The 19,187-nt window shown below is 43.5% G+C and carries 18 protein-coding genes and 1 tRNA gene; 9 read left to right on the forward strand and 10 right to left on the reverse strand.

Annotation, left to right across the window (positions count from 1 at the left end):
• Nucleotides 1-939 precede the first annotated feature (939 nt).
• Nucleotides 940-1,152 (reverse strand): hypothetical protein, encoded by a 213-nt coding sequence (locus tag GXP65_RS15135; RefSeq protein ID WP_045455012.1) that lies wholly within the window; start codon nucleotides 1,150-1,152, stop codon nucleotides 940-942.
• A gap of 332 nt (nucleotides 1,153-1,484) precedes the next feature.
• Between GXP65_RS15135 and GXP65_RS15140 the strand changes: the two genes are divergently transcribed.
• Genes GXP65_RS15140 through GXP65_RS15150 form a run of 3 tightly spaced genes read left to right on the forward strand, consistent with a single transcriptional unit; the run spans nucleotide 1,485 to nucleotide 3,856 of the window.
• Nucleotides 1,485-2,201, forward strand: coding sequence for a hypothetical protein (locus GXP65_RS15140; protein WP_162093165.1), 717 nt, complete (start codon nucleotides 1,485-1,487; stop codon nucleotides 2,199-2,201).
• Nucleotides 2,202-2,215: 14 nt separating this feature from the next.
• Nucleotides 2,216-2,713, forward strand: coding sequence for an ImmA/IrrE family metallo-endopeptidase (locus GXP65_RS15145; RefSeq protein WP_045454983.1), 498 nt, complete (start codon nucleotides 2,216-2,218; stop codon nucleotides 2,711-2,713).
• Nucleotides 2,714-2,722: 9 nt separating this feature from the next.
• Nucleotides 2,723-3,856: a beta family protein gene (locus GXP65_RS15150; RefSeq protein ID WP_240335003.1), complete on the forward strand. Its 1,134-nt coding sequence runs from the start codon at nucleotides 2,723-2,725 to the stop codon at nucleotides 3,854-3,856.
• Between the two features lies 1 nt (nucleotide 3,857).
• Here the strand turns inward: GXP65_RS15150 and GXP65_RS15155 are convergent, their stop codons facing one another.
• The 5 genes from GXP65_RS15155 to GXP65_RS15175 form a co-directional block, all read right to left on the reverse strand.
• Entirely contained in the window at nucleotides 3,858-4,646 is a 789-nt protein-coding gene (locus tag GXP65_RS15155; protein WP_162093166.1) for a sce7726 family protein, read from the reverse strand.
• Nucleotides 4,647-4,766: 120 nt separating this feature from the next.
• The gene (locus GXP65_RS15160; protein ID WP_045454981.1) at nucleotides 4,767-5,309 is read right to left on the reverse strand and encodes a helix-turn-helix domain-containing protein; all 543 of its coding nucleotides are present in this window, start codon (nucleotides 5,307-5,309) and stop codon (nucleotides 4,767-4,769) included.
• Entirely contained in the window at nucleotides 5,284-6,318 is a 1,035-nt protein-coding gene (locus GXP65_RS15165) for a site-specific integrase (protein WP_162093167.1), read from the reverse strand. The genes GXP65_RS15160 and GXP65_RS15165 overlap by 26 nt, the downstream gene beginning before the upstream one ends.
• Before the next feature lie 116 nt (nucleotides 6,319-6,434).
• Nucleotides 6,435-6,519, reverse strand: a tRNA-Leu gene (locus tag GXP65_RS15170).
• Between the two features lie 177 nt (nucleotides 6,520-6,696).
• Nucleotides 6,697-7,362, reverse strand: a complete 666-nt coding sequence (locus GXP65_RS15175) for an SDR family NAD(P)-dependent oxidoreductase (protein ID WP_162093168.1) — start codon at nucleotides 7,360-7,362, stop codon at nucleotides 6,697-6,699.
• A gap of 236 nt (nucleotides 7,363-7,598) precedes the next feature.
• Here GXP65_RS15175 and GXP65_RS15180 point away from each other — a divergent pair, with 236 nt between their 5' ends.
• Nucleotides 7,599-8,078 (forward strand): RDD family protein, encoded by a 480-nt coding sequence (locus GXP65_RS15180; RefSeq protein ID WP_005432836.1) that lies wholly within the window; start codon nucleotides 7,599-7,601, stop codon nucleotides 8,076-8,078.
• 73 nt (nucleotides 8,079-8,151) lie between these two features.
• Here GXP65_RS15180 and lptG read toward each other — a convergent pair whose 3' ends face one another.
• The gene (lptG, locus tag GXP65_RS15185) at nucleotides 8,152-9,222 is read right to left on the reverse strand and encodes an LPS export ABC transporter permease LptG (protein WP_005432857.1); all 1,071 of its coding nucleotides are present in this window, start codon (nucleotides 9,220-9,222) and stop codon (nucleotides 8,152-8,154) included.
• 3 nt (nucleotides 9,223-9,225) lie between these two features.
• On the reverse strand, nucleotides 9,226-10,326 hold the full coding sequence (lptF, locus tag GXP65_RS15190; RefSeq protein ID WP_005432848.1) for an LPS export ABC transporter permease LptF: 1,101 nt from the start codon (nucleotides 10,324-10,326) through the stop codon (nucleotides 9,226-9,228).
• 200 nt (nucleotides 10,327-10,526) lie between these two features.
• On the opposite strand from lptF, the gene pepA reads away from it, so the two are divergent.
• From pepA to GXP65_RS15215, 5 genes are all read left to right on the forward strand, one after another.
• On the forward strand, nucleotides 10,527-12,035 hold the full coding sequence (pepA, locus tag GXP65_RS15195) for a leucyl aminopeptidase (protein WP_005534257.1): 1,509 nt from the start codon (nucleotides 10,527-10,529) through the stop codon (nucleotides 12,033-12,035).
• A gap of 115 nt (nucleotides 12,036-12,150) precedes the next feature.
• Complete coding sequence (locus tag GXP65_RS15200) at nucleotides 12,151-12,600, forward strand: DNA polymerase III subunit chi (protein WP_162093197.1); 450 nt, start codon at nucleotides 12,151-12,153, stop codon at nucleotides 12,598-12,600.
• A gap of 94 nt (nucleotides 12,601-12,694) precedes the next feature.
• The gene (locus GXP65_RS15205) at nucleotides 12,695-15,553 is read left to right on the forward strand and encodes a valine--tRNA ligase (protein WP_162093169.1); all 2,859 of its coding nucleotides are present in this window, start codon (nucleotides 12,695-12,697) and stop codon (nucleotides 15,551-15,553) included.
• Nucleotides 15,554-15,779: 226 nt separating this feature from the next.
• Complete coding sequence (locus GXP65_RS15210; protein WP_005432839.1) at nucleotides 15,780-16,178, forward strand: DUF2061 domain-containing protein; 399 nt, start codon at nucleotides 15,780-15,782, stop codon at nucleotides 16,176-16,178.
• A gap of 115 nt (nucleotides 16,179-16,293) precedes the next feature.
• Nucleotides 16,294-17,199: a bifunctional helix-turn-helix transcriptional regulator/GNAT family N-acetyltransferase gene (locus GXP65_RS15215; protein WP_080640363.1), complete on the forward strand. Its 906-nt coding sequence runs from the start codon at nucleotides 16,294-16,296 to the stop codon at nucleotides 17,197-17,199.
• Between the two features lie 16 nt (nucleotides 17,200-17,215).
• On the opposite strand, the gene GXP65_RS15220 is transcribed toward GXP65_RS15215, so the two are convergent.
• A complete protein-coding gene (locus GXP65_RS15220) occupies nucleotides 17,216-18,016 on the reverse strand; it encodes a hypothetical protein (protein WP_045367591.1) in 801 nt (266 codons plus the stop codon).
• Nucleotides 18,017-18,187: 171 nt separating this feature from the next.
• Nucleotides 18,188-18,604 (reverse strand): ribonuclease E inhibitor RraB, encoded by a 417-nt coding sequence (gene rraB, locus GXP65_RS15225; protein WP_005432867.1) that lies wholly within the window; start codon nucleotides 18,602-18,604, stop codon nucleotides 18,188-18,190.
• Between the last annotated feature and the right edge of the window lie 583 nt (nucleotides 18,605-19,187).

Raw genomic sequence — 19,187 nt, forward strand, 5'->3', positions numbered from 1 at the left:
TTATGGTGGAGACTTTACCACCTAACTTGGTGTCCGGGATCATTAAACCACTACATAGTAAGGCTTTGTCGGAAAGTGAACGTTAGAGGTCTTAACAAATCGCTTCCTAAGTTGCTGCATGAATTGAAAGAACCAATGAAAACTTGGTAGTGCTTTAGCATCAATTAATAGTATCCAATGATAATGTAAGTTATCGTCATTAGACTCCTCTCTTACCCAACAGTAATGGAAGGGAATCTTCGGAAAGCTCTTTCTTAGGTGCTTTGTTACTAGAGCTCTGAGTTCTATCACCGCACCGTTGGCTGATGACTTCTTCACAACCTGCTGGACAAAGAAAAAGGCAAAGACCTTTCGGCATCGGTTTAGCAAATCATCTAACCTATCAATTACTCCTTTAAGTATTTTGGGGCTCCAATAAAGATCATGAGTTATATGTCCGTTGTTAACAGGAATTAGCCTACCCATGTGCTTGATATAAAACTTTCGAGATCTACTTTTCATTAAATTTGATACTACTAGTGCTTCTCAATCATTGAGCCTAGATAATAATAAAACCCCCTCATCTAAATCAGTAAGGGCTGTCCTAGGTTACAAAATTCACGCAGGAAGCCTTATCTAATAGGGGTTCATTAGATTATCCAGAAGAATCTGTACCCAAAGGCACACAGAACAAAGTGAGCATATTTTTAACCGTCTTAGGTTTTGAACGACACAAAAAAAGGGTGCCGATAGCTCACCCTCTATTAAAGAGTCCGAAAAATGACAAACTGCCAAATTTCGAAACAAGCGTCCTTTCGGACACATTGGTTTTTGCTTACGTTCCTCTGTCACGATTAGGATGTGTTAGTTAAAAGAGCGCTTTTACACACGTAATTACACACGTTCTAACAACAACCTAGGTCATAACAGGGCTGCTGAAAGATTATTTATCCGTTGCCCTTATCCTGTTAACTCACCGCTCATCCACATTGCAAACAACTGAGTGTTGATGTATCCCCGCTTACCGACAATTCTGTAGCACCTAGCCAATCCAGGATGTTCTCTTCGCTTCCAAATCAGATGCTTTAGTTGCGGCAAAGAGAACTGTTTATAACGCTTGGCTAGTTCATTCACTGTGACCCAATTATTTAGGTCTAATTCTTTCTCTGTCATTGGTTTCCCTGCTGTAATTTCACACATGGTTAGGTTTTCTTCTACCTAGCTAGCCGTAAACAAAGGCGGTCTCTCTCTCATGAGTGCAGTTGTTTCCGATGAAAGAAGATTAACTAGAATTGCTGGTGGAGCGTTACGAGGATAAAAAACATGTTTAATTTCTTATTTTCTAAGGTACATATTGAAACAATCCGCCTCAAAACTAAGCAACAAAAGAGAAACAAACATACTTAAGGTCAAATACGAATCACACTTCAATATGAAATAAATTGAAAGACAAACAAAGTTCAATGACTATACCCCTAATTTCATAGTGGTAATTTAGACAAACAATGCAAAGTCGAAAAATTAGGTTGTTACTCGTAGGAATCTTCCTAGTTACAAGTTGGAGCACTCTTGCTACAACAGAAAAGTATCAACTTCCATCTGCCGAGAAAAATCAAACTCGAACTGAAACTTCAACTCAGTTATCTTCAATATCACAATCACTAGAATTGCTTAGAAAGCAGATACATGATCTATCAATAAGTGATCAAACTCTCTCAGAACAACTAAACAATTCACTTGCAACTCTCGAAGACAAAGTAAACACGCTAGAAAGAAAGTCATTTCAGATACAACCAAACCTTTCTTCTAAGCTAGTTCAGAAAGTGGATCAGTTATATGAGGAAAAAGACTTTTTTTCGTATGCCGACTTCGCAGCTATCGCAATAACTTGCGTATCAGTCCTAATAACCGTAGTTGGTTTAGCGATTGCTTTACTTTCATTTTTTGGCTTTAAAAACATAAGAAAGTCTACAGAACTGACCGCACAAAGCATTGCAGAAGAAACTGCAAAGATGTCAATCGAACCTGCTTTAGAAAAACAGTTGAGCAAATTGATAGACGATGGAAAGCTGAACAAGCATTTAGAAGAGGTTGTAGACGGCCTTATCTTACGAGACTCGACACATCGCCAGAAAACTAAGACAGATAATATTGATTGGTCTGAATTGGATTGGGAGGAGACAGAAGATGATGCTCCTCTCAAAAAAATTAAACTTACTTAAACTTGGACGTAAGAATGAAAAAGTCTAATGTCTGGAGTCGTATTAACGATAGTCAGCTCCAACTAATTGAAAAGTACCAACAAGAGCTCCCAATCAAAATCGGCGCTTTAGCAACAGCTCTTGGTCTTAAAGTAAAAAAGTCTACTCTAGCAGGCAGTATTTCGGGCTCAATTAAATTTGAAGATCACTGTTATGTAATCAGAGTGAATAGTCACGATGTAAAAGCAAGGCAGAGATTCACCATTGCTCATGAAGTCGCACACTTCTTATTACATAAGCACTTAATTGGTGATGGTATCACTGATGATGTACTTTATCGGTCATCACTCCCAAGCCAAATTGAATGGGAAGCTAACGCTCTAGCAGCAGAGATTTTAATGCCTTGGGAGCCTCTTCAACACGAAAAGAAAAAGCACTCTGTTGAGCTAAAAAAGGAAGCTTTACATGAAAAACTAGCGGAGATATTTGATGTATCTGTAACTGCTCTAAAGTATAGAATTGACGACCTATAGGAGGTCATCTTGTTTTTTGAAAACCTAGGCACTTTTTATAAATACATTCCGATTCTTGCATTGAACCCTTCAGAAATGACGGCGATAGAGCAGCTATGCGATAAAGACAAAGATCTACTACTTCCCTGCTTCCCTCTAAAAGGTTGGACTACTGCCAAAGAATTAAAGAGCTCTATAGATAGAATTAAGAAGTCTATTGGGGAGCGCCTTTTTATCGCAGATGTTGATAGCGAATTTCTTTATGGAAATAAAACTTTTGCGAAGGAAGGAGAATACCCTCGTAAAGTGCATGAGCAAATCCACCAGCTACTCGACCCTTCTAACGGATATAGAAACTGGGTAAGTTATGTGGCAGAACACGAGAATATGCTACCAACCCTATTGCTTGAAGACTTGAGTTCTATCAACGAACAAGTAGCAGCTTTAAGTGCATTGGAGCGTGGTATTGTAATTAGGTTCAAAATGAAAGAAACCAAAGCAGAACAGTTTAATACCGTTCTGAAAGCTCTCTTAAGCTCGAGGGAGCAAAGGTTACTGTTCATCTTAGACTATGAAGATATTGGACGTGCAGAGGTCATAGAATCTGGCACACACGCTAACTTTGTCAGACAACTGGCAAACTTCTTCCCGAAGTCAACAATCACTATCTCAGCGACATCATTTCCTTTCAATTTCGCAGGTTCACACCGAGGTGAAATACCAATATACGAACGTCAGTTATTCAATAACATTAAGAATAACTGCGACCAAAGCGTACAGTTGGTTTATTCCGACAGAGGAAGCGCAAGAGCAGCGAAGCTTTCAGGGGGGGCCTCTTTACCTCCCCCAAGGATTGACTACGCATTGAAACATGATTGGCGTTTCATTCGTAAAGAATATCCACCTCAAGTTGACGTGAAAGAAGGCGATAAGGAGCGACTATACCAACAAGCAGCGTTAGAAATGCTCAAAAGTGACTATTGGAATAGTGACTTGAGACTATGGGGAACCCAGATGATTGAGAAGACAGCCCTTGGAGACTCATATGGCATAACTTCCCCCAACAGGGCAACAGCAGTACGAATAAACCTGCACGTTTATCAGCAAATACACTATTTAGACGTTATTACTGAATTAGACACTGAGGAGGAGTGGATTGATTAAATCAATCCATTCCTGATGCTAAGCAATACCGGTCATCGAATGCGCATTGAGATGACCCGTATCTTAATTCTGATTTGAGCTTATCAAAAACACCAAACATTTTTACAAGCTCTCGCTTGTGGTCCACATATGTTTGCTCCTGAACCTTATAGAGACTCAACTCACTTAAGTGTTCAGGGACAACTGTCTGGTTTTGAGTGCTGTTAAAGAAAAAGTTTGATGTCTGACCATATTTGGATTTGAATTCACTTAGTACAGTCTCACGGAGAATTTTTAGAGGCACGACTTTTGCTACTTGCTCTTCTATATCTTTTCTTTTTGTAGATTTAATCGAACAATCATACCGAGACATCAAACTCCTGAGCTTTGGGAGCCTAATTAGGCTAGTTAAACTATTAGCATTAGCAACTAAACGTTTCTTGCCTCGTTGAACGATAACCACCTTAGAGTTCCTAACTTCCCAAATGGCAACTTCATGTGGTACTTCATCGCGGATATTAGCAATATGCTTACTTGCAGCAACAACAACGACCTTGTCAAAGTGCTCCAAGTAAGTTGTAACCTGACCGTTAAGTCTAGTTAAACTATCAGCTTCGCTTTTAATCTCAAAAGCCCAGAGCTCTTTTCCTTTAGATACAACTAAGTCTGCACGACGAGCCGATGACCGAAGGGCATACTCATTCGAAATGGCATCACCTTCGTTGATCATATTCTTATCGATCAAGTAATTTAGAGTCAAAGCCTTTAGACCAGACTCAAGAAGCCTATCTTTATCTTTAAAATTAGACACTTAAAAAACCTTCAAACTAACGCTATGTAGTATTATAGCAAAAGACTGCTTATCTCACAGTCAGCCAGAGCCAATACTGAAACAAAAAACCAATGCAATCAGTGGCGTTGGAATCAGATTTCAATGGGCGATTATTCGTCTATGGTCATTAAGTTTTATTATGCTCTCTCGATACTCTTTGAATGAATGAGGTTTCCCTACCAAGCTTCTGATAAATTCTTCCGTATGGCTGTAAGACCTAATCTCTACTTTTGCGTAACGAAGCCACTCATTAACCTGACGTTCGGAGATGCCGATTATCTCAGCTATTTGGCTCTGAGTTGCACCATGAACATAGATATAACGTGCGACACAAACCCGCCATCGGTGATCTATATCGTCAACCTTCTCTCTTCCCTGTTTAAGCAGGAACGCCGGCTTACCATCAAGCAAAAGTTTAAGGTTTCCCACAACGTAGTTCATAGCTAGAGGCTCAATCCTCTCATTAGATAATAACCTAACAATGAAATGATCAATGATGGCATCTCGGGTAGATTTATTATGTGGCCTTTCAAACTCAAAAGAGTACTTATTCTGAGGTTTACTTATCTCTGATAACCACTCAACCATCTCATCGGTCTCTAGGTCGTATAAAAATTCAGGCAGTTCTATGTCTTCTTCCACTGGAGATTTCTCCCATAAAGTCATCAATTAATTTGTGTTTATGGCTGGCACAAAGGTGAGCATATCGTTGTGTCATCTGTATAGATTTATGCCCCAATACTTCAGCAATTTGGATTAATGACGCTCCGTTCTTAGCCAAGATTGAAGCGGCGGTATGGCGTAAATCGTGAAATCGACAATCTTTAATGCCTGCAACCTTGATAGCTCTATACCAGTGGGTGTCAAAATTACGGAAGTAATCATGCTGGTGGCCGATTCTAGGAAAAACGTAATCCGTACTAATACTCTGAAAACGAGTTAGTTCTGCAATTACGTTATCTGTTAAAGGTAGGATTCTCGGCTCTCCATTCTTTGTTTTTTTGACTAAAGCGCGCCTATCCTGAATACTGATATCACTCCAGCGTAGAGTTAGAATCTCGGTTCTTCGAGCCCCAGTAGTTATAGCCATCAACAAAAGTAGGTATAAACGCTCCCAACTAGACTCTTTAGCTGTATTTAAAAGACGTTCAACTTCCTTATCAGTTAGAAACCTAGTTCGAGCATTGTTCTCTTTGAGCTGTTTCACTTCTCTAGCAGGATTATGTGTACTGTCATACTCATCGGATAAGAATGCGTATACAGCACTTAAAGCGGCCTTATATCGATTAATTGTTGCTGGAGCTTTCCCTTCTCCAGAAAGAGCCTTTAAAGCAGCTCTCACACATGATTTAGTTACTTGACCTGCTTTCTTATCGCCATAAAGTGAACACCACCAGCTCAGTCGTTGTCCTATGGATTGATCTTTTCCGGTGTGGTAACTGAGATATTCCTTACAAGCTTCATTTAACGTCAGATTAGACATTGCGTAGCCAGTAAGCAGGTTAGTTAGATCATCGTTAGTCAGAAGCTGTGCATGAAACTGCTCCGCTTCTTTCTTCTTAGTGAACACCTTGGAAAGGCGCTTACCGTTGCGCATCATTTGCACTCGGTACCGCACACCAGACTTTCTTTGGATTTTCTGAATTGCCATTGTTGAAACCTATTACACACGTTTTCACATGAAAAATTTCAACTGCAGTTTATGAGAGAGAGTTTTCTATACGCCAAAAACGGAAAAAGCCCTGCATAAGCAGAGCTTTAAAATTTTGGTACCGGTGGGCGGACTTGAACCGCCACGCCCGAAGGCAACGGATTTTGAATCCGTCGTGTATACCAATTTCACCACACCGGCATCTCTGGGCTATTGCCCTTTGATGATTGGCATTATACGGAAGCTTTTGACCTGCGCAAGCAGAAAAACCTTAAATAACTATCGTTTGCTGATAATTTCGCCACAAAGTGTGACAAAGGAGATCTCATCTTAGCTCAGTCTGCCGTTTCACTTTGTTATAACACCAACCATTAAGCCCTATAAACGATTAACGGTAATATCCGAAACGTAACCATTACCAATATTAGATAGCGCACCATGGATCATTTGCGCCGCATCACCGGCACTCATAAAGCTGCTCGTATCTAATGACTTACCACTCGTTTCCCAAAACTCGGTTGCCATGCCACCTGGATATACGGCAATAATTTTCATTGGTTTACCTTTTAACTCCATACGAACGGACTCAATCAAACCTTTAACTGCCCACTTCACCGCACAATAAGTCGATTCTTGTGCCTTTGGCTGTTGTGCCGCTGTCGACATTACCATCACAACATTTACAGGCTGCTCTTGATAACGCTTTACCAACTCTTTTAGGACATGAATTGCGGAGGTGAGATTGTTTTCAATCAGCTTTTGAATCTCTTGCGGGTCTTGCTCGGCCAACAAACCAAAATAACCACTTCCTGCACAATGAATCACTGTAGTAGGCGCTTGAGGTAACTCATCAAATAAATTCTCCACTTGCGATGCGTCGATCAGATCACAACTTCGCACCTGAGCTTTACTTGAGAGGTGTTGAGCAAGCGTATTTAACTTCTTTTCGCTGCGGCCAGTTAACAGTGTTTCTTCGCCTTGGGCATCATACAACTTAGCGAGCTGTGCACCTAAGCCACTGCTTGCGCCTGTAATTACGATCATCTTGCACCTCTATTACATCATTCATAATCTTGTTTTCTAAGCAAGGTAACCCATGCTTGGGGCTTTCACAGGTTGCATGGTTGGAAGTTTGAACTCGATTGCTTTGTTGAGTGATTGATTAGCGATAAAGCACTTGTGATTTGCCCGTAATTAGAGACTCTGTGCGTTAGCTCTCTTTTCACAAGCTAATGGAATCTATATTCTGACGCACAATTTTAAAGGTAAGTGATGGAACTATGACTACTTCTACAACTCTTCCACCAGCAGGCTTTTTCCGTCGACTCGCAGCGTTGTTTTACGACACACTGATTATCCTCGCGATTGAGATGATGGCTGCAGGCGTGGTAATGGCGATTGTTTTTGCGCTTAACGCGGCAGGCTTGTTGAGCTATGGAGAATATGTGGATGCAGCAGACATGCTAGGAAAGCATCCAGTATTAAGCCCACTATTTACACTGTATCTTGCAGTGGTGTGGATCTACTTCTTTGTGTTCTTCTGGACTCGCGCGGGCCAAACCTTGGGTATGCGAGCTTGGAAAATGCAGATTCGTAACAGTAAAGATGGCGCACCAATTACGATTACTCAGGCACTAATTCGCTTAGCGACATCTGGCTTCGGCTTGGCAAACTTAACGGTGCCAATTGACCCACAAAAACGTGGTTTCCACGATATTTGGGCAAAAACCGAAGTTGTTGTCTTACCGAAAGCAAAATAGCGAAGCAACAAAAGCAGAATAGAAAAAGGAAGGCACAGTGCCTTCCTTTTTTATGTTTTTCGCTTTTGAAAGCCTACAGTTTTCTTCTTAGCAAAGATACCGCGATTGCTAGGAACACCAAGCTAGGGGCTAATGCACCGAATACAGGCGGAATGCCGTATACTAAGGTTAGCGGCCCAAAGAACTCACTGGATATGTAGAAGGTAAAACCTGCAACTACCCCCGAAAGCACCCTTGCTCCCATGGTCACGCTACGCAATGGTCCGAATACAAAGGACAGCGCCATCAGCATCATTACCGCGATGGAAAGCGGCTGAGAAAGCTTACGCCAAAATGCCAGTTCATAGCGTGAGGCGTCTTGCTCTGAAGCTTTCAAATAGGTCACATAGTCATACAAACCGCTTAGAGAAAGCTCTTCTGGCTTCACCGTCACAACCGCAAGCTTATCTGGCGCGAGCGAGGTGTGCCATTCCATCTGCTCTACGTCACGCTTGGTAATGACGTTCTCATTCTCCATATCCGTGACTTGTACGTAACGCATCAACCAGTTGTTGTCTTGCTGGTAATCCACTTCTTCAGCAAAGATGACTTTATCTAGTTTCTTATCTTCATCGAAACGCCACATGTTCAAACCGTAGAGTTTGTCATCTTCCACTTTTCCGATAAAGATGAAGTCATTGGCATCACGAGCCCATACCCCTGCCCGCACAGATACGATGCTACCACCAGACAAAGCAAACGCACGTAGGTCACGCGCCATCTTTTGCGCCTCAGGTGCGCCCCACTGACCCAACGTCATGACGATAAGCATCAATGGCACCGCGGTCTTAAGCACTGATAAACCGATATCCAACTTAGAGAAACCTGCTGCTTGCATTACCACAAGCTCAGAGCTTGACGCCAGCATGCCCAAGCCAATTAAGGCACCCAGTAGCGCTGCCATTGGGAAGAACATTTCGATGTCGCGAGGAATACTCAATAGTACAAAGTAAAGCGCATGCATTAAGTCGTAAGCACCACGGCCTACTTTACGCAACTGCTCTACGTATTTGATGATGCCCGACAAGCCAACGAAGGTCGCCAGAACTAAGGCAGTGGTAGAGATGATCGTTCTACCGATGTAAAGGTCTAAGAGTTTAAACACAGCTTACGCGAGCCTCTTCTTGCGGAATTTGTCTTTCATTCGTCGAACCGGAACACTGTCCATCATGTTTGCCAAGATAGCGACAATCAACAACATCGCATTGATTGGCCACATACCAATGGCAGCAGGAATCGCACCATCCTCTAACGCGGACTTCGTTGCACTGATGGCAAGGAAGTACGCTAGGTAAATCAAAATAGCCGGTCCCATTTTAGCGAAACGCCCCTGACGTGGGTTCACCGCCGACAATGGAATCACCAGCATGGTCAAAAGCGGGATACATACAAATAGCGAAATACGCCATTGCAGCTCAGCTTGCGCTTCTGGATCTGGATGACCAATCAAATCGGCCGTTGGATACGCTTCCCAGTCACGCCCTTTTTGCTTCACTTCACGTTGACCAATCAAACCTTCGTATTGATCGAACTTGGTGATCATGTACTCAACGCGAGTCGGCACACCTTCATAGCGCGTACCTTCATGCATAGTGATGATCTGGCGACCATCCGACAGTTCTTTTACTTCACCAGAAGAAGAGAACATTACGCTTGGTAAGATAGAGTCTCGAGGGCGCATCTGTGCGACAAACACATTACTTAGCGTGCTGTCTTTGATGTCATCAATAAAGACAACTGAAGAACCGTCAGGTGTTCCCTGGAACTGACCTTTCTTTAGTAGATCGACACTGTTTTCCGCGGCGACTTGCTCATACAACTGTTCTACTCGGTCTTGAGACCAAGGTGATAGCCATAATGCGTTAAACGCCGCCACACCAGAGGTAATGATCGCTAAGTACAACGCAGCCTGCACCAAGAACTTGTTCCCGATACCTGTCGCGTTCATCACCACAATTTCACTTTCCGCATATAGGCGACCAAACGTGATCAATATGCCGATGTACAAACTCAATGGCAGCATTAATAGTCCCATTGCTGGCATGTTTAAACCAACCACTGAGAAAATTAATCCAGCAGGAATATCCCCGTCCGAAGCATCAGCGAGAACACTGATAAACTTCTGGCTCAAAAACACCAAAAAAAGCACGAAGAAAATCGCAAATTGGCTCTTGAGTGTTTCGCGGATCAAATATCTAACAATAATCACGCTGAAATTACCTATACAAAACTTGTTTTTTTGGTCGAATCACTATAGTTTCCCGTTGAACCATTTATTTTTTTAAAAATTATAAACTAGATGTTAGCGCTTAAATCAGCTCTGTTGGTAAGACCTGAGCTTAAATTCAACAAGTAAGCGATCATTATCTAACATTTAGAGCAATTTGTCTTCAGGATGTAGGAGTACGCATGGAGTTCAGTGTTAAAAGTGGCAGTCCAGAGAAACAACGTAGCGCATGTATCGTTGTTGGTGTGTTTGAACCACGTCGCCTTTCTCCAGTAGCCGAGCAACTTGATAAAATCAGTGACGGTTACATCAGTTCACTACTTCGCCGTGGTGATCTAGAGGGTAAACCTGGTCAGATGCTGCTACTGCATCAAGTACCAGGTGTTTTGTCAGAGCGCGTTCTACTTGTAGGTTGTGGTAAAGAACGTGAGCTAGGCGAGCGCCAGTACAAGGAAATCATTCAAAAGACGATCAGCACACTTAACGAAACAGGTTCTATGGAAGCAGTATGTTTCCTAACTGAACTTCACGTTAAGGGTCGTGATACTTACTGGAAAGTTCGCCAGGCAGTAGAAGCGACTAAAGATGGTCTTTACACATTCGATCAGTTCAAGAGCGTTAAGCCAGAAACTCGTCGTCCACTGCGTAAGCTAGTATTCAACGTACCAACGCGTCGTGAACTAAACCTAGGTGAGAAAGCAATCACTCACGGTCTAGCTATCGCATCTGGTGTGAAAGCATCAAAAGATCTTGGCAACATGCCACCAAACATCGCAAACCCTGCGTACCTTGCTTCTCAAGCACGTCGCCTTGCTGACGATTACGAAACCGTAACCACCAAGATCATTGGTGAGCAAGAGATGGAAAAACTGGGCATGACATCTTACCTAGCCGTAGGTCGTGGTTCGAAGAACGAATCAATGATGTCGATTATCGAATACAAAGGTAACCCAGAGTCAGAAGCAAAACCTATCGTACTTGTCGGTAAAGGTCTGACGTTCGATTCAGGCGGTATCTCTCTAAAACCTGGTGAAGGTATGGATGAGATGAAGTACGACATGTGTGGTGCAGCATCTGTATTCGGAACAATGAAAGCGCTAGCGAAGCTAAACCTACCAATCAACGTTATTGGTGTTCTAGCAGGCTGTGAAAACATGCCAGGCAGCAACGCTTACCGTCCAGGTGACATCCTAACAACCATGTCAGGTCAAACGGTAGAAGTTCTGAACACGGATGCGGAAGGTCGTCTTGTTCTTTGTGACGCACTGACTTACGTAGAGCGTTTCGAACCAGATTGCGTAGTAGACGTTGCAACGCTAACTGGTGCTTGTGTTATTGCACTAGGTCACCATATCAGCGGCGTAATCTCTAACCACAACCCACTTTCTCATGAGCTAGTAAACGCTTCTGAGCAAGCGAGTGACCGTGCATGGCGTCTACCAATGGCAGACGAGTACCACGAGCAGTTGAAGAGCCCATTTGCTGATATGGCAAACATCGGTGGTCGTCCTGCTGGTACTATCACTGCGGGTTGCTTCCTGTCTAAGTTTGCTAAAAAGTACAACTGGGCACACCTTGATATCGCAGGTACTGCGTGGAAATCAGGCGCAGCGAAAGGCTCAACGGGCCGTCCTGTCTCAATGCTTGTCCAATTCCTTTTGAACCGCAGCGGCCAAGAGACAGAAGAGTAATTTCTGAACAACATCTAAAAGGGCCGCAAGGCCCTTTTTTATTACCTCGATTTTCTTGATTGAAAATCGGATTTAATATGGTTTCAGGAAGAGACCAACGGCAAGTGAGAGAATGATGCAAACTGCAACCTTCTACATCATTAACGAAGAGAGCCCGCAAGCAACGGTGGCTGGCTTTGAGGAATACATTGTTTTTTTGGCTCAGCACTTTGCTCGCCAAGGCGCAAAAGTGTATCTGAACTGCCAAGACAAACCGCATGCCGAGCAGCTCGCTGAAGCCTTTTGGCAAATTGATGCAGACAAGTTCATGGCACATAATCTTGTAGGCGAAGGACCGAAATACGCCACCAATATTGAAATCGGCCATAAAGGTGTAAAACCTAATTGGAACCGCCAGCTAGTAATTAATTTGGCGGAAAATGAGACAACCTTTGCGAACAAGTTTGCTCAAGTGGTAGACTTCGTGCCTTGCGAAGAAAAAGCTAAACAGCTCGCAAGAGAAAGGTATAAAATTTACCGTCAAGCAGGTTATCAACTGCAAACGATCGAAATTCAATATCCTTAACGGTCAATCCTTATAGTTAAGCTCTCCACTCAGAGAGTTCACTTATAAAGATTGACTTAGATTCAACCATCAACGTATCCATTAAAAGAGCGCTATGGAAAAGACATACAACCCAACTTCAATCGAACAAGCTCTGTATCAGACTTGGGAAGAGAAAGGCTACTTTAAGCCACACGGTGACACTACTAAAGAATCATACAGCATCATGATCCCGCCACCGAACGTCACTGGTAGCCTACACATGGGCCACGCGTTCCAAGATACGATCATGGATACGCTTATCCGTTGTAAACGTATGAAGGGTAAAAACACTCTTTGGCAAGTAGGTACGGACCACGCAGGTATCGCAACTCAGATGGTTGTTGAGCGTAAGATCGCTGCAGAAGAAGGCAAAACAAAACACGATTACGGTCGTGAAGCTTTCATCGACAAAATCTGGGAATGGAAAGGCGAATCTGGCGGCACTATCACTAAGCAGCTTCGTCGTCTTGGCGCATCTGTAGACTGGGATCGTGAGCGCTTTACGATGGACGATGGTCTATCTAACGCCGTTCAAGAAGTGTTCGTACGTCTATACGAAGACGATCTAATCTACCGCGGTAAGCGTCTAGTTAACTGGGATCCAAAGCTACACACTGCGATTTCAGATCTAGAAGTAGAAAACAAAGACACTAAAGGCAACATGTGGCACTTCCGCTACCCACTAGCAGATGGCGTTAAAACAGCGGATGGCAAAGACTACATCGTTGTTGCAACGACTCGTCCAGAGACCATGCTAGGCGATACTGGTGTTGCAGTTAACCCAGAAGATCCACGTTACAAAGATCTTATCGGTAAAGAAATCATCCTTCCTATCGTAGATCGTCGCATCCCAATCGTGGGCGATGAGCACGCAGATATGGAAAAAGGTACTGGCTGTGTGAAAATCACACCTGCGCACGACTTCAACGACTACGAAGTTGGTAAGCGCCACCAGCTACCAATGATCAACATTCTGACTTTCGACGCGAACATCCGTGACGCTTCTGAAGTATTCAACACCAACGGCGAAGCAAGCGACGCGTACAGCACTGAGCTACCAGCTAAGTACCACGGTATGGAGCGTTTTGCCGCTCGTAAAGCTATCGTTGCTGAGTTCGACGAGCTAGGTCTACTTGAAGAAGTGAAAGATCACGATCTACAAGTTCCTTACGGCGACCGTGGCGGCGTGGTTATCGAACCAATGCTAACTGACCAATGGTACGTACGTACTGCGCCTCTAGCGAAAACAGCGGTTGAAGCAGTAGAAAACGGCGACATCCAATTCGTTCCTAAGCAATACGAAAACATGTACTTCTCTTGGATGCGTGACGTTCAAGACTGGTGTATCTCTCGTCAGCTATGGTGGGGTCACCGCATCCCAGCTTGGTACGACAACCAAGGTAATGTTTACGTAGGTCGTGACGAAGAAGAAGTTCGTAAGAACAACAACCTAGAGTCAGTTATTGAACTGCACCAAGACGAAGACGTACTGGATACATGGTTCTCTTCTGCACTATGGACGTTCGGTACTCAAGGTTGGCCAGAGCAAACTGACGACCTGAAAGTATTCCACCCTTCAGACGTACTAGTAACGGGTTTCGACATCATCTTCTTCTGGGTTGCGCGCATGATCATGATGACCATGCACTTCGTGAAAGACGAAAACGGCAAACCCCAAGTACCATTTAAGACGGTTTACGTTACTGGTCTAATCCGTGACGAAAACGGCGACAAGATGTCTAAGTCGAAAGGTAACGTACTTGACCCAATCGACATGATCGATGGTATCGACCTAGAGTCTCTAGTAGAGAAGCGTTGTGGCAACATGATGCAGCCTCAGCTAGCGAAGAAGATCGAGAAGAACACTCGTAAGACGTTTGAAAACGGTATCGAAGCATACGGTACAGACGCACTACGTTTCACTCTTGCAGCAATGGCATCAACAGGTCGCGATATCAACTGGGATATGAAGCGTCTTGAGGGTTACCGTAACTTCTGTAACAAGCTATGGAACGCGAGCCGTTACGTAATGATGAACACAGAAGAGCAAGATTGTGGCTTCAACGGTGGTGAGATTGAATACTCACTAGCGGACAAGTGGATCGAGTCTCAGTTTGAACTTGCAGCGAAAGCGTTCAACAACCATATCGACAACTTCCGTCTAGATATGGCGTCTAACACGCTTTACGAATTCATCTGGAACCAATTCTGTGACTGGTACCTAGAGCTAACTAAACCAGTTCTATGGAAAGGTACAGAAGCACAACAGCGTGGCACTCGTCGTACGCTAATCACGGTTCTTGAGAAGACGCTACGTCTAGCTCACCCAGTGATTCCTTACATCACTGAAACTATCTGGCAAAGCATCAAGCCACTAGTTGAAGGTGTAGAAGGCGAGACAATCATGCTGCAAGCATTGCCTCAATTCGACGAAGCAAACTTCAACCAAGAAGCGCTAGACGATATTGAATGGGTGAAAGCGTTCATTACCAGCATCCGTAACCTACGTGCTGAATACGACATCAACCCAGGTAAGCCGCTTGACGTTATGCTGAAAGCTGCAAACGCAGAAGACGCAGCGCGTCTGGAAGCAAACAAACAAGTACTGATGTCTCTAGCGAAACTAGAATCTGTACGCGTACTTGCTGCTGACGAAGAAACACCTGCGTGTGCAACAGCATTGGTTGCTAAGTCTGAGCTGATGATCCCAATGGCGGGTCTGATCGACAAAGACGCAGAACTTGCTCGTCTAGATGGCGAAATCAAGAAAACTCACGGCGAAATCAAGCGTATCGAAGGCAAACTAGGTAACGAAGGCTTCGTAGCGAAAGCACCTGAAGCGGTTGTTGCTAAAGAGCGTGAGAAGCTTGAAGGCTACAAAGAGACACTAGCTAAGCTAGAAGAGCAGAAGACAACGATCGCTGCACTTTAATCGCTAAAAGCTAGAGTAAAAGAATCAAAGGGTTGATGTGAAAGCATCAACCCTTTTTGCATTTTATCGCTCGGATAGCTTTCAAAGATATTCGCTCTTCTCTCCTACTTCCCCTCCTATTTAATAGTTTTTACCTATCAAACTAATCTTAACTGCCCATTAGATTTAATGATAATAATTCTCAATAATAGACCTATCGAAACAACACAACGATTGAGTAATTATCATGAAAAAGACACTAACCTTTGCAGCACTCCATTTTACTATCGCGTTTAGTGTCGCTTACGTGCTTACTGGCGACATTCTAATTGGTAGTTTAATTGCCATGATTGAGCCTTCAGTGAACACCGTAGCTTTCTACTTTCATGAAAAGGCATGGGCAAAAGTCCCAGCGCTTAAAGCTCGTCAGTGGATGACCAAATTAAAAACCGCAAGCTTTGCCACTATCCACTTCAGTGTTGCGTTTAGCGTGGTTTACTTACTAACAGGTGATGCGTTTGTCGGCGGTATTATGGCGATGCTAGAGCCAAGCTTGAACACAGTGGCTTACTACTTCCACGAGAAAGTATGGATGCGTAAATCAGATAACCAAGCACCACAATTTTGTCTACACCAACACGCTTAAACATGGAGGCTCAATACGCCTCCTAACAAGCAAAATAACATTTACCATTGACAAAGTTGCGCACCGCAATTAATTTAATTGCGGTGCGCAACTTTATTTCCAGAGGTAAGTGATTATGAATGCTCGTCAACTCCGACACTACTCCCGTCAAGCCGTCCGATTGCTTGGTATGCTCGATAAACAATGCGGCGATGTCGCCCTCACTCCAGTACAAGCGCACGCATTAGGTGAAATCCAGCTGCAGCCGTTAACCATCAATCAATTGGCACAGCAGCTTAATGTCGACAAGTCCAATGCGAGCCGAACCGTTACTGGTCTGATTAAATTAGGCTTGGTTGAGAGCATCGAAAACCCAAAAGACAAACGTAGCCAACTTGTCGCGCTTACAGAGCAAGGGCAACAGGCGTTATCGCAACTAGACCAGCAGCAAAACAGCTTCTTTGAACAACTGCTTACCCAACTCGATGACAACGAGCAAGAGCAACTCAAACTTGGTCTAGAGACTTACCTAAAAGGGCTAACGAAAGTGTGCCAGGCTGAGGAATACGTTCTTCGACCTCTTACCAAAGCAGATAACTCGCAAGTTGCGGACGTGATTCGTAAAGTCTCTGCAGAATACGGTTTAACCGCAGATAAAGGTTATGGTGTGGCAGATCCAACGCTTGATGACATGTACTCGGTTTACGACCAACAAGGCGCAGCCTACTGGGTAGTAGAGTACCAAGGCGAGATTGTGGGTGGCGGCGGCTTTGCACCTTTAGCTGGTGAGCCAAATGTGTGTGAGCTGCAAAAGATGTACTTCTTACCTCAAACACGAGGGCACGGCTTAGCTAAACGCATCGTCGCATTGAGCTTACAGCTAGCGAAACAGTTTGGGTATCAACAGTGCTATTTAGAAACGACAGAATGTCTAAGAGAAGCGGTAGGCTTGTATGAAAAACTAGGCTTTGAGCATCTCGATGCCCCGCTAGGACAAACAGGGCATGATGCATGTGAAGTCGTGATGCTTAAAACGTTATAGCGCTTTATCCCAAAACTTACAGTACAAGATGGGTAACACAGAGCTCTTGGCTAAGCGCCACAGTAAACGCTTGGCGTTGCCCATCTAACTCCACCACGAGTTCGTAGAGATCATTTGGATCGGGATCATTAAGATCGGCATACTTTGGCGCTTCGATCTGGAACAAAGCACTCGCATGATCCGCTCGGACATCAATAGGAATATGGTAAGTCATGCCATTGAACTTAACCGATGCCGATACTAAACCCGGCGCAAAAGTTTGGTAGTACAAATCCACCTTAAACTCACAACCACCACCGTGGTGCCAAATCTGCTCGGTTGCTACACGGTCTAAACGCACATTGCGGATAAACTGCAGATACGGTTCTTGCCATACCCCTAAGCGCTCATCACTCTTTTGGTATTCATGATCCGCAAGTGAGCACAACTCTGGTTTATCCTCATCCAGCAGAAGATCTTCTTCTTCTTCAAGGAACAGGATCTCAAAACGGTTACGTCCCATCTGCATGAACGGACGAATGTCTTTCTTGTACACGCTTTGTGAACCGTCACAGTCGAACAAGGCTACTCCGTTCAAACGCACTTCAGCATGGTAATCCACACCACCTAACACCATTTCTACCGCTGGGAATGCCATCATGGATTCGTCCACTTCAATGTCGTGCATCAGGTGCCACTCTTGCTGACGAATCGCTTCTTCAGTCAGTTCAGTAGGCAATACCTGACTCAAAGGAGCAGGGAAAGTAATGTCATCCTGTGGGATAGAAAGGTCCGTCAGTGGAGAGACTTGCCATAAACCGGCGAGTGAGAGTTGCATATACACCTTGAGCTAGATCAATTTTCACGCATTATATACTCAAGTTGCTTAGGGTTATAGGCAATATGCCTAGAAACTCAATGAGAATGATTTATCGTTAGCCACAGTTATCATTTTTAAGGCATAAAAAAGCCAGCGATAAACGCTGGCTTCCTAGATTGAATAAGAGGATTACTCTTCGTCTTCATCATCTTCTTCAGGGTAAAGCGCATCTTCGCCTTCGTAGTAAGTACCCCAACCGTCGTAAATGATGTCGTATTTTTCTGCAAGATGAACCAGTTTCTCAACCTGAGCATCAATCGCTTCTGCGTTTAGTGCAGATTCCATTGTTGCATCACAGCAAAGTAGCTTGTTGCCGTCTTCATCTTCTGTTTCTTCAGCTTCAAGAACTTCAAAGCCCATCTTGAACGCTTCAACAACCGCTTTTTCTAGCGTGTCGAAGTCTTCAGCAAATAGGTGGTGCTCGATTTCGTATAGTGAATCTGGATCGCTGCCGTCTTCTAGCAATGCTGCAATGATATCGCGAGTCTCTTCCTTTTGAATCTCAATTAATTCTTCTACTGATAGATATTCATCTTCGTGAGACATGTTTTGGCTCCAGATTAGTTACTTGATGGAAACACTATACTCTAAACTGAGTACGTTAATGCGGTGAAATATGGCACGGATTGCGATGAAAAGCCACAAACAAACACCAAACTGCGGTGATTCTTGATGATAATTTTTGCTCGCAAATCTAAACCTCGCTCACAGAAACAAAAAATTAACAAAAACAGCTAATCTTTAATATTCAGAAGATCCTAATTAAACCTAAGACGAGTAATTTTAGACTTGTTTGCGTGTTTATGATCTTGGAATGAATACAGCAACGGCTCGGTAATTCTGACCTAACGAATAAAAGAAAGCTAAAAACTGCATATTTCAGAATGGTTATGCACGTTTTATGCACTATTGATGTATGACTTCTTTCTCAAACGAAAAAGAATAAAAACGCACTTTTTAAAACTCATGAACAAACAACAAAATATAGAATTAAAATACACCAAGGAACCATTTACAAAATATAACGCCAAAAAATGATATTTTTGCAATATATAAGCAAAGTTCTAGGACTTGCATCTTTGCACCAAGCTTGTCATAACTAACGGCTGGAATATTTGTAAGGATGCAA

Source organism: Vibrio sp. LB10LO1, from assembly GCF_010092875.1.
GTDB lineage: Bacteria > Pseudomonadota > Gammaproteobacteria > Enterobacterales > Vibrionaceae > Vibrio > Vibrio campbellii.